The organism is Paracoccus sp. MA, from assembly GCF_020990385.1.
GTDB lineage: Bacteria > Pseudomonadota > Alphaproteobacteria > Rhodobacterales > Rhodobacteraceae > Paracoccus.
Genome location: NZ_CP087598.1, coordinates 1,273,942 through 1,286,627, shown reverse-complemented (window position 1 = coordinate 1,286,627; position 12,686 = coordinate 1,273,942). Strand labels below are relative to the sequence as shown.

General features: G+C 64.7%; 10 protein-coding genes and 1 pseudogene. 7 read left to right on the top strand and 4 right to left on the bottom strand.

The features are described from left to right. Window positions 1-179: 179 nt before the first annotated feature. Window positions 180-1,208: an N-acetyl-gamma-glutamyl-phosphate reductase gene (argC, locus tag LOS78_RS13480; RefSeq protein WP_230377077.1), complete on the top strand. Its 1,029-nt coding sequence runs from the start codon at window positions 180-182 to the stop codon at window positions 1,206-1,208. Window positions 1,209-1,330: 122 nt separating this feature from the next. Continuing rightward, window positions 1,331-1,498, top strand: coding sequence for a hypothetical protein (locus tag LOS78_RS13475; protein ID WP_230377076.1), 168 nt, complete (start codon window positions 1,331-1,333; stop codon window positions 1,496-1,498). A gap of 87 nt (window positions 1,499-1,585) precedes the next feature. Here the strand turns inward: LOS78_RS13475 and efp are convergent, their stop codons facing one another. Next, window positions 1,586-2,152 carry an elongation factor P gene (gene efp / locus LOS78_RS13470; protein WP_028714208.1) on the bottom strand — a complete coding sequence of 189 codons (567 nt, stop codon included), beginning with the start codon at window positions 2,150-2,152 and terminating at the stop codon, window positions 1,586-1,588. A 134-nt stretch (window positions 2,153-2,286) separates the two neighbouring features. Here efp and epmA point away from each other — a divergent pair, with 134 nt between their 5' ends. From epmA to LOS78_RS13455, 3 genes are all read left to right on the top strand, one after another. Beyond that, on the top strand, window positions 2,287-3,333 hold the full coding sequence (gene epmA / locus LOS78_RS13465; RefSeq protein ID WP_230377075.1) for an EF-P lysine aminoacylase EpmA: 1,047 nt from the start codon (window positions 2,287-2,289) through the stop codon (window positions 3,331-3,333). Window positions 3,334-3,482: 149 nt separating this feature from the next. Beyond that, entirely contained in the window at window positions 3,483-4,757 is a 1,275-nt protein-coding gene (locus tag LOS78_RS13460) for a lytic murein transglycosylase (RefSeq protein WP_371824710.1), read from the top strand. 855 nt (window positions 4,758-5,612) lie between these two features. Then, the gene (locus tag LOS78_RS13455; RefSeq protein WP_230377073.1) at window positions 5,613-6,359 is read left to right on the top strand and encodes a metallophosphoesterase; all 747 of its coding nucleotides are present in this window, start codon (window positions 5,613-5,615) and stop codon (window positions 6,357-6,359) included. Here the strand turns inward: LOS78_RS13455 and istB are convergent. The 3 genes and pseudogenes from istB to LOS78_RS13440 all read right to left on the bottom strand — a co-directional run. Further along, on the bottom strand, window positions 6,343-7,071 hold the full coding sequence (istB, locus tag LOS78_RS13450) for an IS21-like element ISPkr1 family helper ATPase IstB (RefSeq protein WP_024843951.1): 729 nt from the start codon (window positions 7,069-7,071) through the stop codon (window positions 6,343-6,345). The two genes, LOS78_RS13455 and istB, sit on opposite strands and share 17 nt — an antisense overlap. After that, the gene (istA, locus tag LOS78_RS13445; protein ID WP_028717560.1) at window positions 7,001-8,569 is read right to left on the bottom strand and encodes an IS21 family transposase; all 1,569 of its coding nucleotides are present in this window, start codon (window positions 8,567-8,569) and stop codon (window positions 7,001-7,003) included. Before istA ends, istB begins: the two co-directional genes overlap by 71 nt. Before the next feature lie 151 nt (window positions 8,570-8,720). After that, a pseudogene (locus LOS78_RS13440) lies at window positions 8,721-8,944 on the bottom strand (transposase domain-containing protein); the annotation flags it as partial. A gap of 799 nt (window positions 8,945-9,743) precedes the next feature. Here LOS78_RS13440 and LOS78_RS13435 point away from each other — a divergent pair. Continuing rightward, window positions 9,744-10,454 carry a hypothetical protein gene (locus LOS78_RS13435; protein ID WP_230377071.1) on the top strand — a complete coding sequence of 237 codons (711 nt, stop codon included), beginning with the start codon at window positions 9,744-9,746 and terminating at the stop codon, window positions 10,452-10,454. After that, a complete protein-coding gene (locus tag LOS78_RS13430) occupies window positions 10,454-12,682 on the top strand; it encodes a Mu transposase C-terminal domain-containing protein (protein WP_230377069.1) in 2,229 nt (742 codons plus the stop codon). Before LOS78_RS13435 ends, LOS78_RS13430 begins: the two co-directional genes overlap by 1 nt. Window positions 12,683-12,686: the final 4 nt, after the last annotated feature.

Sequence of the window (12,686 nt, the reverse complement as noted above, 5' to 3'; positions counted from 1 at the left end):
TTTGCCTGTTTTCCGGAAAGATGGCCGCAAGCGGGGCAGGGCGGCCCCACAACGGGCGACCTTGCGACCCGGCCTGCGGCTTGACATGCCGGGGGACCGGGCCTAGTGCCGGTTTTCGGCCCCTGCGGGCCTGACCAACCAGCGCCGCGCCTGCGCGGCCGTTTCCTCGGGATCGAGACATGACGCTGAAAGCTGCCATCCTTGGGGCCTCGGGTTACACGGGGGCGGAACTCGTCCGCCTCCTCGCCACCCATCCCCGGATCGAGATCGCCGCGCTTTCCGCCGACCGCAAGGCGGGGCAGGGCTATGACGAGGTCTTTCCGCATCTGCGACACCTGAAGCTGCCGGCGCTGGTCAGGATGGAGGAGATCGACTTCTCGGCCATCGACCTGGTGTTCTGCGCCCTGCCGCACGGGCTTAGCCAGCCTTTGGTCGGACAGCTGCCGGGCGATGTGAAGATCGTCGACCTCGGCGCCGATTTCCGGCTGCGCGATCCGGCGGATTACCGGAAATGGTATGGGCTCGACCATGCCGCGCCCGAGATCCAGCCGCAGGCGGTCTATGGCCTGACCGAATTCTATCGCGACCAGATCCGCGAGGCGCGGCTGGTCGCCGGCACCGGCTGCAATGCCGCCACCGTGCAATTCGCGCTGCGGCCGCTGATCGCATCAGAGCTGATCGACCTGGACGACATCATCTGCGACCTGAAGAACGGCGTGTCCGGGGCAGGGCGCTCGCTCAAGGAAAACATGCTCTTCGCCGAGCGGTCCGAGGATGTGGCGGGCTATTCCCAGGGCGGCAAGCACCGCCACCTGGGCGAGTTCGACCAGGAATTCTCGGCCCTGGCCGGGCGCGAGGTGCGCATCCAGTTCACCCCGCATCTGGTGCCGGTGAACCGCGGCATCCTGGCATCCTGCTACCTGAAGGGCGAGCCGCAGGCGGTGCATGCCGCGCTGGCGGTGGCCTATGCCGACGAGCCGTTCATCGTGGTGTTGCCCTTTGGGCAACTGCCGGCGATGGCCCATGTCCAGGGCTCGAACTTCTGCCATATCGGCGTGACGGGAGACCGGATTTCGGGGCGGACGCTGGTCGTCTCGACGCTGGACAACCTGTGCAAGGGCTCCTCGGGGCAGGCGGTGCAGAATGCCAACCTGATGCTGGGCCTGCCGGAAACCGAAGGGCTGATGCTGGCGCCGATCTTCCCCTGACGGCGCCGCCAGAGGGCACCTCGTCCACGATCCTCAAGGGCGGCGCGCGGAACCGGAAGGCGGGCCCGCGCGTCTTGTCCAATATGAGCGGCGCCTTGCCGCTTCACAGGAGGACATACGAGATGCGTAGCCTGATTGCGACAGCCGTTTCCGCGATGGTGCTTCTGCTGGCCGGTTGCGGCGACAACCCCACCGAACGCGCTGCGACCGGCGGGCTGGGCGGAGCCGTCATCGCCGGTCCGGCCGGTGCGGTGGTGGGCGGGACCATCGGCGCCGCGACCGCGGATTGATCCGCAGGGTCCCGCCGTTCCCCGGATGACGCCGCATGACGAGAAAGGGCAGGGCGCGAGCACGCCCCTGCCCAAGGGCGTCAGAAATCAGCTCTTGGCGCGCTCGACATAGGTCAGGTCGGCGGTGTTGATGATCACCTTGGTGCCCACGCCGATATGCGGCGGCACCATGATGCGCACGCCGTTATGCGCCATGGCCGGCTTGTAGCTGGACGAGGCGGTCTGACCCTTGACCACCGGCTCGGTCTCGACCACCTCGACCGTCACCTTCTGCGGCAGTTCGATGGCGATGGCGACGCCGTTATGGACCTGCAGGAAAACGCTGATGCCGTCCTCCAGGAAAACCTTGTCGTCGCCGACCACGTCGGGCGAGACGACGACCTGCTCATAGCTTTCCGGCTCCATGAAATGGAAGCCCTCGCCGTCCTCGTAGAGGAAGTTGTAGGCGCGTTCATCCACATGGGCACGCTCGACCTGTTCGGTGGTCTTCCAGCGTTCCGAGACCTTGTTGCCGTCCGAGATGCGGCGCAGTTCGACCTGGGTCGTCGGCGTGCCCTTGCCGGGGTGGAAGTTGGTCGCCGTCAGGACGACATGGAGCTTGCCGTCGATCTCGACGACATTGCCTTTGCGAAGGCTGGAGGCGATGACTTTCAAGGCGGTTCCCTTGCCTGCTTTTCAAATTCCGGGGTGCCGGATACGAAGTCCGGCAAAGATGATGTCCCATAGCGTTTTCCGCAGCTTTGCGCCAGCCGCAAGCGGAAAACGACGCAAATGCAGGAGTTGTGCGCATGAAATCCGCCGATGAAAGCCCCTGGTGGGACCGCGACCGCCATGCCGGGCGCCGGCCGCTGCTGCTGGCGCGAAACCGCATCCAGGCCGCGATCCGCGACTGGCTGGGCGCCCAGGGCTTCATCGAGGTCGATCCGCTGGCGCTGGCCGTCAGCCCGGGAAACGAGGCGCATTTGCATGCTTTCGAGACCCGGCAGATCGGCAATGACGGCGTGCCGCGGCGGATGTATCTGCATACCAGCCCGGAATTTGCCATGAAGAAGCTGCTGGCGGCGGGCGAGGAGCGCATCTTCGCCTTCAGCCATGTCTGGCGCAACCGCGAGCGGGGGGCGCTGCACAGCCCCGAGTTCTGCATGCTGGAATGGTATCGCGCGGGCGATGATTATCGTGTTCTTTTCGAGGATTGCGCGCAATATCTGCGGCATGCGGCGGAATGCGCCGGTGCCGAGCTGCTGCGTTTTCGCGGCGCCGAATGCGACCCCTATGCCACCCCCGAGGTGATGAGCGTGGCCGAGGCGTTCCGCGACTATGCCGGCATCGACCTGCTTTCGACCTGCGACGGGACCGAAACCGATGCCGCGGCGCTGCGCGCCCAGGCCGAAGGGCAGGGGGTGCGGCTGGCCGAGGATGACGGCTGGTCCGACATCCTGTCCCGCGTGCTGGTCGAGAAGGTCGAGCCGCATCTGGGCCATGGCCGGCCGCTGATCCTTGACCGCTATCCCGCCGCCGAGGCGGCGCTGGCCCGCCGGGCCGCGGACGAGCCGCGCGAGGCCGAGCGGTTCGAGCTTTACGCCTGCGGGGTCGAACTCGCCAACGGTTTCGGCGAGCTGACCGACCCGGTTGAGCAGCGCCGCCGCTTCCAGAAGGAGATGGAGGAAAAGGCGCGAATCTATGGCGAGCGTTACCCGCTGGACGAGGATTTCCTGGCCGCGCTGGCCTTCATGCCGCCAGCCTCGGGCTGCGCGCTGGGATTCGACCGGCTGGTGATGCTGGCCACCGGCGCGCCGCGGATCGACGAGGTGATCTGGACGCCTCTGGCGGAATGATCCGCAAATCAATCCCCTGCACGGATGATCTGAACCCGTTTGTGCAACCCGATAGAAAGGGCGGGCTGCCGCCGGAGCGGAATTTCCGGCTTTCGGCCTTGCGGATCGGGCGCTAGGCTGGGCCAAAACGCTCGACCAAGGGGACAGGAATGCGGTTTTCATTGCGACTTTCGGCAACGCTCACGGCCATGGCCCTGCTGCTGGGCGGCTGCGCCGGCAACTATCCCGGCACGGGGGTGCCGCAGCAGAGCCAGGAAATCAAATGGGGCCGCTACCAGAACCCGCCGCCCGAGAAGGTCGCCGGCCTGCGCGGCTGGGTCGAGGGCTTCAAGACCCGCGCCCGCAGCCAGGGCATCAGCGACAGCACGCTGGACTTCGCCTTTCGCGACGTGACCTATAACCCCGAGGTCATCCGCCGCTCGCAAACTCAGGCCGAGTTCAAGAAATCCGTCTGGGAATATCTGGAAAACGCGGTTTCGGAAAAACGTCAGACCAACGGCCGGGCGGCGCTGGCCCAATATGGCGGCGTGCTGAGCCGCGTCGAGGCGGCCTATGGCGTGGACAAGGAAATCGTCACCGCGGTCTGGGGCATGGAATCGACCTATGGTGAACGGCGCGGCGACCTGCCGCTGATCGAAAGCCTGGCCACGCTGGGCTATGAAGGCTACCGGGGCGAATTCTTCCGCAGCCAGCTGATGGCGGCGCTGCGCATCCTGCAGGCCGGCGACATCGATCCCGGCCACATGACCGGCAGCTGGGCCGGCGCCATGGGGCACACCCAGTTCATCCCGACCACCTATCTCAGCTTCGCTGTCGATTTCACCGGCGACGGGCGCCGCGACATCTGGTCGAACGACCCGACGGACGCGCTGGCCTCGGCGGCGAACTATCTGGCGAAATCCGGCTGGCAGCGCGGCCTGCCGGCGGCGGTCGAGGTCACGCTGCCGCCCGGCTTCAACACCGGCTTGGCCGGCAAGGGCAAGCGGCGCAGCGTCGCCGAATGGCAGTCGCTGGGCGTGCGCCAGGCCAACCAGCGGCCCTTGCCGCCCGCCGGCACCCCGACCGAGCTGATCCTGCCGGGCGGCTCCTCGGGCGCGGCCTTCCTGATCACCCGCAACTTCCACGCCATCCTGCGCTACAACAATGCCGACAGCTATGCGCTGGCGGTGTCGCATCTGGCGGATCGGTTGAAGGGCTATCCGGGGCTTGCCAATCCCTGGCCGGCCGACCATCCCGGCCTGCGCATCGAGCAGCGCAAGGAGATGCAGCGCCTGCTGACCGCGCGCGGTTTCGACACCCAGGGCGTTGACGGCAATGTCGGCTCGAACACGATCAGCGCCATCCGGGCCTATCAGGCCTCGCGCGGCTTGCCCGTCACCGGCGAGCCCACGGCGGCATTGCTCGAACAGCTGCGCCGCGGCTGAGCAACAGTCTTCCGGGCCAGCGCCAGCGGGCGCTTGCCCGGTCGCTTCTGGCGCAGAGCCGGAATCCTTGCCGCTTGCGTGGCCGGTCGAACGTGGTCCGAACATGAGCCCGAGGCTTGGCCAAGCTCAGGCCGCATCGACCGAAGTGAAGGCCAAGCCGATCTGGCATGATGGTTGATGACATAACTCTGGTTATCATGATTTCCAGCGAATGTCGCGACAACCGATGTCCTACCACTGAAATAATGGCCATTCGGGCCCCTTTTTTGTCCTTTCTACAACCAATTATTGGCCACTGGTGTGGCTGATGTATGCGTATTTTATTTAATTACATATAGTTACATGAATGCAGGTGGTCGACACTGGCGGTCGTGACCCGGCGTCCCGGCCCGAGCCCGGCCCGTTGACCGCCGTGGCGCTGCCCGGCAAGTTCGGCTCACTCCCACCCGGAGCGATGGAACGGCCCGAGGGTCGCCGGATCTCTGGAGTTTCCTGATCACCACGTTTCCGCCGGAAAGCGCCGCTTCTCCGAAAGGCGGAGCCATGTCTCGAAGGTCGACGCGATGTCGCAACATGCAAGCCGTCCAGACCCTGGGCAAGACGCCCCTGAGGCCCAGGCGCGATCACCGCCCTGCCCTGCGGCACGGATTCCCGCTCACATCCGCTGAGCCGGACATCGCCCCCCCCCCCTGCCCTGACCAACCTCCATTCTGCCGGAATCGCCCGGCCGGTTCTCCGGCCGCCGGCCCCGTTTTGCCAAAAGGAATCCTCATGTCCAGCATCCCGTTTATCGAGGCCCATCCATCCGAACGAAGGTCGGGTCGACCTCATTCTGACCACAGGGTCATGCGGCCAATGAACATCCTGATCACCGCCGACCTGCACCTCGACCTCTGGACCGACGCCGGGCGCGATCCGTTTGCCGGGATTCTGCCGGTGCTGCGTGATCTCGACGCGCTGATCATCGCCGGCGACCTCGCCAATGATCCGCGGCGGAGCTGGCCCTGGGCACTGTCCCGGCTCGGGCGGCTGGTCTCGCCCGCGCGGATCTGGGTTATTCCCGGCAATCACGACTATTACGGTGCCACGCTCCACGACAATGTTCTGGCCCGGATCGTAACGGAGGCCGGGGCAAACCTTGCCCAGAAGCGGGTGCTGACCTTCGGCAATTGCCGGCTGCTGTGCTGCACGCTCTGGACCGACTTCGCACTGACCGGCGATCCGGAGGCGGCCATGGCCCGCGCCGGGATGGGGATGCTGGACTACGCCCGGATCCGCCGGGCGGAGGGCGGGCTTATCCGCCCCGAGGATACCGTCGAGATTCACCGTGATCACCTCGATTGGCTGACGCGGGAGATCGCCAAACCGTGGTCCGGCCAGACCATTGTCGTCACGCATCATGCCCCAAGCACGGCGGTCTCCGGTCCGATCTCCAGCCTCAGCCCGGCCTTTGCCTGTCAATCGGCACGCAACTTTGACCCCCTTTCGGCGCCCAATAATGACCCCGCTTGGTCAGCACGGGTAGCTGGCCCGATGCGGTGTAGCCTCCATACAGCGCAACCGGATCGGGCCAGCGGCGTCTCGGTCATTCCCGCGTCTTGAAGCGCCAGCTCTCGTTGCCGGTCTCGACGATGTCACAGTGATGGGTCAGTCGGTCGAGGAGCGCCGTTGTCATCTTCGCGTCTCCGAAGACGGTCGGCCATTCGCCGAAGTCGAGGTTCGTCGTCACGATGATCGAGGTGCGTTCGTAAAGGCGACTGATGAGGTGGAACAGGAGCTGGCCACCCGTCTGGGCGAACGGCAGATATCCCAACTCGTCGAGGATCAGGAAGTCGAGGCGGCACAGGAGATCCGCAGTGCGTCCCTGTCGGTCGGCGCGGGCTTCGGCGTCCAGCTTGTTCACCAGGTCCACGACGTTGAAGAAGCGGCCGCGCTTGCCACGGCGGATGCAGGCCCGGGCGATGCTGACGGCAAGGTGGGATTTGCCGGTCCCGGTGCCGCCGATGAGGACGACGTTACGCTGATGCTCGAGGAACTCTCCGGAGGCCAGATCGCGCACCAGCGTTTCGTTTACGGGCGTGTCTTCGAAGCTGAACTCGTCGACTTCCTTGGCCAAGGGCAGCTTGGCGATGGTCATCTGGTATTTGATCGAGCGAGCTTGTTTCTCGCTGATCTCGGCGTTCAGCAGGTCGCCCACGATTTGCTGCGGTTCGTGCTGTCGCTTCACCGCCGTGGCGATGATCTCATCGTAGGCGGCCTTCATGCCGTAGAGCTTCAACTGGCCCATCGCGTCCAGCACCTGTGATCTTTCCATGGCGGGGTCTCCTGAGGCTGTCGTAGCGTTTGCAGTCGGCCACGGGCTCGCAGGTCAGGCGCAACGCGTCCGGCGTGGCGATGGTCAACGGAGGTGGTGGCTCGCGATGTCGGGCCAGGATGTTCAGAACGACCGATGCCGCCGGGGCGCCTTCGGTCAGGGCCTCGACGCAGGCAGCCTCGACGGCTTCCAGTCCATCCGTTGGGATCATGCTCAGGATCTGGACCATCTGACGGTCACCGTTCGGCACGCGCCCCAGCTTACGCTGGACGCGTCGTATCGCCGGCGGCAGTTCCCATTCCTTGAAGGGAGCGCCGTTTCGAAGGGCGCCGGGCTTGCGGGCCAGCACCGGGATGTAGTGCAGCGGGTCATAGATGGCCTTGTCGCGCCCGAAGGCGCGGTCGTGCCGGCCGACGATCTTGCCGTCCTGCCAGACCTCGACCCGCTCGGCATAGGCGCGGATCTCGACCGGACGGCCGACGGCGCGACCATCGACCGAGTAGCGGTTCTTGTCGAACCTAACGAGGCAGGTCTTGGACACCGAGGCCGGCACGGCATGGAATCCGTCGAAAGGGCCGACGTAGGGCACCAGGCTCGCCCGCTCATCCTGGAACACGTCCCAGATTGTCCGATCACGCAATTCCTGGTGCGGATGGGCCTTGGCCCAGGCAATACAGCGATCCTGAAGCCAGGCGTTGAGTTCCGCGTAGCTCTTGAAGCGCGGCCGCGGCACGAAGAACCGCCGCCGGACAACGCCAACCTGGTTCTCTACTTGTCCCTTCTCCCAGCCGGACGCGGGGGTGCAGGCGACGGGATCGACAAGGTAGTGTCCGCACATCTGCTGGAACCGGCGATTATACGCGCGGTCGCGGCCGACGAAGATCGTGTCCACCGCCGTCTTCATGTTGTCGTAGATCCCACGCGCACAGGCGCCGCCGAAGAAGGCAAAGGCCTTGTCATGGGCATCGAACACCATTTCCTGCGTCTCTCGCGGGTAGGCCCGGACGAACAGCATCCGGCTATGACAAAGCCGGACGTGAGCCACCTTCACCGTGGTGGTCACGCCGTCGATCAGAACGACCTCGTGACTCCAGTCGAACTGGTAGGCTTCACCCGGATCGAAGCTCAGTGGCACATAGGCGGCGGCTGACGCTTCCTGCTCCGCCTGCGACCACGAAGCCGCATAGCGTCGGACCGCGTCGTAGCCGCCGTCATATCCGAGGGCCCTGAGCTCTTCGAAAATCCGGATGCGGGTCAGCCGCTCGCGCTTCGGCTTGCGCGCATTCGCCGCCAGCATCTCGTCGAGCTTGCCTTTCCAGGGACCGATCTTCGGCTGCGGTTGGACGGTTCGCTCGTAAGTCATCTCCGTTGCGCCGGACCGGATCACCTTCCGAACCGTGTTCCGCGATACCCGCAGCTCTCGGCAGATATGCTTGATCGACTTCTTGTCCTGGAAATACGCCCGGCGGATCTTCGCAATCGTCTCCACAACCAGCATCCCACACTGTGCCCCCCGATAGCCTCGGAGGCATCATGACCATCAGCGTAAGGGGGTCATTTTTGGAAGCCGATTACCCCGTTACGGGGTCAATTTTGCACGCCGGTTCACACATTATTGTATGACGGGGCGTAACCGTCCGGGCTGACCGCTATCCATTCCACTTCCAAGGCAGCAGATCGTCGACCTTGGTGATCTTGTAGTCCGGGATGCGGGCGAGTGGTCGGCGAGCCAGGCATTGGAATCGATGGCGTTGAGTTTGGCGGTTTCGATCAGGGTATAGGCGATGGCTGCGGCCTTTCCGCCTGCCTCGGAGCCGACGAAGATGTAGTTCTTCCAGCCGAGGGCGATGGCGCGCATGCTGCGCTCGGCGGCGATATCGACTATGGCCTGCTGATGCCCTGGCACTGCCCGGTCGGGCGGCTTGACGACTGACCACGATCCGGCCCGGAAAACCGGGCCGGGTCCATCCCGTCATCATGGAGACAAACGGTGCCGACCACGCGATCATCGACTTCCAGCACGCGGACGCACCCGGTGATCGGGACCCAAATTTTTTTTACCCGTTCAGCCTCTTGGAAATCAATTTTTCGCATAATTGCCTAAACCCATGAAGTCGCACGACAGGAACAACCTGTCGCGAATTTTCGAAAGCGGCCTACAACACCTTTCCTTTCATAGCGTGGAGCACTCTGGGAAAGCTAAATTTTTCGCATACTTTCCAGCTAGTAAACGGCGTTTTCTAGCGTCTTCCATCTCCCCGCAGCCGGGGCTATAGCGCGATTCGAACGAAGATTGTGAAAAGTGAAAATGCAGATGCGAAAGACCTGACCCGCGCAAAAACGAAAACACCGGGATGCGCCAACATCCCGGTGTGATCGTATCGAGGCAGACCTAAATCCACCGATTTGACACCGGTTTCCTAGCAGACCTTGCGGCTCGCCGCAAGGATTCGTATGGGCGACAGTCTTCCTCATCTCACCAGGCTCTTTTCCGGAAACGACTGACCGGCCGATCCGATCCTGACCGTAATTGCGGCAGGCCGGGAATGGCCTCGTCATCCCCGCTTCCCAGGAAGATCGCCTCATCCAGACCGGGTTCTCTGCCCGCTCCGGTGCAAGACCGCCTTCGCCCGGACCCGGGCGGGGATCGATCCCCCATGAGGAACAATCAAATGCCCCAATCTGTCCATAACCATGTCGGCACCTTCGTGCCGCCTTTGCCCAGCACCGCGCAGCGCGACGTGGTGCTCAGTTCCAAGAGCCATTTCTGTGGCCATGTCGTGATCGGCGATGGCTCCGGCCGCGGCGCCATTGCCGGCGTGCCGCCCAGGGTGGTGCAGGTGGAGAGCCATCTTGAGCTCTGCTGGTGCCTGTGCCTGTCGGTTCGCGCCGATATCGCCGATCTGCGTGAGCAGATGCAGTTCGACTGGTTCAACGAGGACGGCGAGGTCCATCCTCACTACTTCGACCTGTTTGTCACCAGGACGGACGGAACCCGGATCGCCTGCGCCATCCGTCCCACCGCCTGGATTGGCGGGGCGTTTGGCCGGCAAATGCCCCGGATCGCGGCACAGACCCGCGCTGGCCGCTTCGCCGACGACGTCCGCCTGCTAACGGACGCGGATCTCGATCCGGTGGAACTGCATAACGCCTGGCTGCTTCATGGCGTCCGTGCGGGCGATCCGGTGGCCGACGAGGCCGCGGCGCGGGTTTTGGCCGACATGTCAGGCACGGCCTCCCTTGCCGATCTCACCGCGATGACCGGTTGCGGTGCCGGAGGCTTCCGCGCCCTGCTGCGGCTTGTCCGGTGGGGGCAACTACGCGCCCTCCACCACGAACATATTACCCCGGCTACCATCGTCTACAAAGGGAGCAATCTCTGATGCAGATGTTCAATCTGAGCTTCGATCCCGACCGCCATCACTACGCCTTCGGTCAATACGACCGCGTGACCATCGATGGCCTGACCTACAAGACCGTGACCCATGGCCGGAACGAGGAGGGCTGGCTGCTGGAACTGGATGACGGTTCCGGCCGCTGCACGTCCTTCGCCCATCGGGAACTGAGCCGGATGGGATCGATGGGGCGAATCCGGGTCGAGCACAACCATTACGCCCCCGAGACCGCCAGGGTCCGGCTTCTTGGCGGCGGCATGCGCATCTCCGAGCTGCCCCCGGCCGAAGCGGCCCGGGTCAGCAGGAGAAGCGCCTATGTCGAGGCCTTCCGGGAGCTCTTCCAGGAAAAGCTTATCAAGATCACCGATGAGAGCATCAAGGCGAGCCGGGATCTTCTGCGCAGCCGGGCCATGGACTATGTCGGCAGGCTGATCGGCGGCCGGGGCGCGGCGATCTCTCAGGATATCACCAGGACGCCTTCCGCGCGCACGCTGCGCCGCTGGCTCCAGGCCTGCCGCAGCTTCGGCATGAGCGGGCTGATCGATGCCATGAACCGGCGCGGCAACCGCAGCTGTCTGATGGGAGGCGGGGAACTGGCGCTGCTGATGCGTGAGGTCGAAGGCTATGCCGATGAGAAACGTCCGACCATCAGGACCATCCATGTCAATGTCTGCCTCGCTTTCGAGGCGCGGAACAATGAGCGCCGGGCACAGGGCCTGCATCCCTTCAACATCCCGAGCTATGAGACCGTGCGCCGGGCCATCCACCGACTCGACCCCTATGCGGTGACGCTCAAGCGCGAGGGTGCCGAGGCGGCGCGCAAGAAGTTCATGCCGGTCGGCGAAGGGCTGCTCCTGTCCCGGCCGCTCGAACGGGTGGAGATCGACGAGAATACGATCGACATCATCTCGCTCGCCGAATGCGCCGGGCTCATGGAGCTTCTGACCGAAGAAGAGCGCAAAAACCTCGGGTTGGACAGGAGCAAGGCGCGCTGGTTCGTGACCGTCGCCATCTGCGCTACGACGCGCTGCATCCTCGGCATGGCTTTCTCGCGCACCGCCAGAGAGGAGGCCTCGCTGCAGGTCCTCCAGATGATCCTGTGTGACAAGGGAAAATGGGCCGATGCCACAGGGTCGCTCGGTTCTTGGGACATGCACGGCATCCCGATCCTCATCGTCACCGACAACGGCGCCGCCTTCCAATCGGAACGGTTCCGAATCGCCTGTGCCGACCTAGGCATCACCGCCATGCGCGCCCCCGCTGGCCTGCCGGAGGTCCGTGCCCGAAACGAGCGTTTCTTCCTCAGCCTCAATACCGGCCTGCATCCCCGCCTGCCAGGCAATACCTTCGGCAGCATCCGCGCGAAGGGGAACGCCGATCCCGAAGCCCGCGCCGCCCTGACTTTCGACGACCTCGCCTTCTGCCTGGTCCGCTGGATCGTCGACATCTACCACAACACTCCGCATTTCGGTCTGGGCGGCGAGACGCCGCTGCATTGCTGGCGCCGACTGACCGCCGAATGGGGCGTGCAGCCGCCGCCGTCACGCGAGGATCGTCGCGTGATCTTCGGTGAGCGCATGCCGCGCAAGCTTTCCCGCGAGGGCGTGACAGTGCTCGGCATGCGCTATCATTCCGAGGCGTTGGCCCGCTGGATGACCTGCAAGGAGGAACGCAATGTCGAAGTCCGCTGGCACCCCGACGATATCGGCCAGGTGACCGTTTACGTCCAGGGCCAGAGGTTCCAGGTGGGCTCGGTTCTCCCCGGTTTCGACGGTGTTTCCGCTCGGGAGTGGCTGGCAGCGACACGGGAACTGCGCGCGGCCGATCCCGCGCGCAAGACATATGACCAGCAAATCGCCTTGCAGGCGGTCGCGGCCATCCGTGAGCGCAGCACCTCGGCTACCACCCTCGCGGGGCTGATCGCCGAGGACTGGTCGCCGGCCCGGATCAAGTATGAGGAGGACCGCCTGTTCATCGGCTTCAATGCTACCGTCGGTCGAAAGACTGCGCCTGTCGCCTCCGACGGGATGGGTCGGGTGATCCCTGATGAGGTCGGCGGCGAAGATCGCCCGGCCTTCCCGGACACCCACCATTCCCCCGTCAGTCCGATCGCCGCCCGCCCTGCCCTGGCCCGGCCCGAACCAGCACATCCCGCCACTCTCCCTGACATGCCGGTAGGCGCCTCGCCTTCGTCCATCTGGAAAATCACGGAGTAGCCCC

What these genes read in the sequence shown, in the direction of transcription:
- argC (WP_230377077.1), top strand. Translation starts at nt 180, where the DNA reads ATGACGCTGAAAGCTGCCATCCTTGGGGCCTCGGGTTACACGGGGGCG.
- LOS78_RS13475 (WP_230377076.1), top strand. Translation starts at nt 1,331, where the DNA reads ATGCGTAGCCTGATTGCGACAGCCGTTTCCGCGATGGTGCTTCTGCTG.
- epmA (WP_230377075.1), top strand. Translation starts at nt 2,287, where the DNA reads ATGAAATCCGCCGATGAAAGCCCCTGGTGGGACCGCGACCGCCATGCC.
- LOS78_RS13460 (WP_371824710.1), top strand. Translation starts at nt 3,483, where the DNA reads ATGCGGTTTTCATTGCGACTTTCGGCAACGCTCACGGCCATGGCCCTG.
- LOS78_RS13455 (WP_230377073.1), top strand. Translation starts at nt 5,613, where the DNA reads ATGAACATCCTGATCACCGCCGACCTGCACCTCGACCTCTGGACCGAC.
- istB (WP_024843951.1), bottom strand. Translation starts at nt 7,071, where the DNA reads ATGGAAAGATCACAGGTGCTGGACGCGATGGGCCAGTTGAAGCTCTAC.
- istA (WP_028717560.1), bottom strand. Translation starts at nt 8,569, where the DNA reads ATGCTGGTTGTGGAGACGATTGCGAAGATCCGCCGGGCGTATTTCCAG.
- LOS78_RS13435 (WP_230377071.1), top strand. Translation starts at nt 9,744, where the DNA reads ATGCCCCAATCTGTCCATAACCATGTCGGCACCTTCGTGCCGCCTTTG.
- LOS78_RS13430 (WP_230377069.1), top strand. Translation starts at nt 10,454, where the DNA reads ATGCAGATGTTCAATCTGAGCTTCGATCCCGACCGCCATCACTACGCC.